General features: G+C 62.2%; 1 rRNA gene. It reads right to left on the bottom strand.

From position 1 onward, the window contains the following. Positions 1–531 precede the first annotated feature (531 nt). Positions 532–650 (bottom strand): 16S ribosomal RNA (locus tag HHX30_RS40350); the annotation flags it as partial.

Raw genomic sequence — 650 nt, 5'->3', positions numbered from 1 at the left:
CGTCCTTCATCGGCTCCTGATGCCAAGGCATCCACCGTGTGCCCTAAACAACTTGGCCACAAAGATGCTCGCGTCCACTATGCAATTCACAAACAACAACCAGACAACCAGCCCACCCCACCACCAAACACCGAAGCCCCCCACCCGCGAGCCCACCCAACAGGCGAACCCACAAGCACAAGACCCCAGCCGGTATGGCAGGAGACCAGCCCTGGAGAAAACAAACCCACCCCGCACCGAAGCGGCCCACCCCCACAAGGAGGAGACCGCTAACAGCCCGGAGAGAAACGGTCCGTTCCCTCAGGACCCAACAGTGTGCCCAGCCAGCCCCAGCCCCCAGAACCCGCATTCCCACTCCGTGAAACCACGGCGGTACTAGCAGACCCGGCAACCACGACCGGCTGAATAACCAGTGCTCCACTAATGAGCGCACCAGGCAGGGAACATTCGCCCCTGAACCCGGCATGGACCGAACCTCGCACCCACCACCAAACGGGATGGGCACATCAAGGCCGGCCGAGTGCTCCTTAGAAAGGAGGTGATCCAGCCGCACCTTCCGGTACGGCTACCTTGTTACGACTTCGTCCCAATCGCCAGCCCCACCTTCGACCGCTCCCCCCACAAGTGGTTGGGCCACGGGCTTCGGGTGT

This window comes from Microbispora sp. H10836, from assembly GCF_012999525.1.
Classification (GTDB): domain Bacteria; phylum Actinomycetota; class Actinomycetes; order Streptosporangiales; family Streptosporangiaceae; genus Microbispora.
The sequence above is the reverse complement of the archived record's forward strand: the minus strand, read 5'-3'. Positions and strand labels throughout refer to the sequence as shown.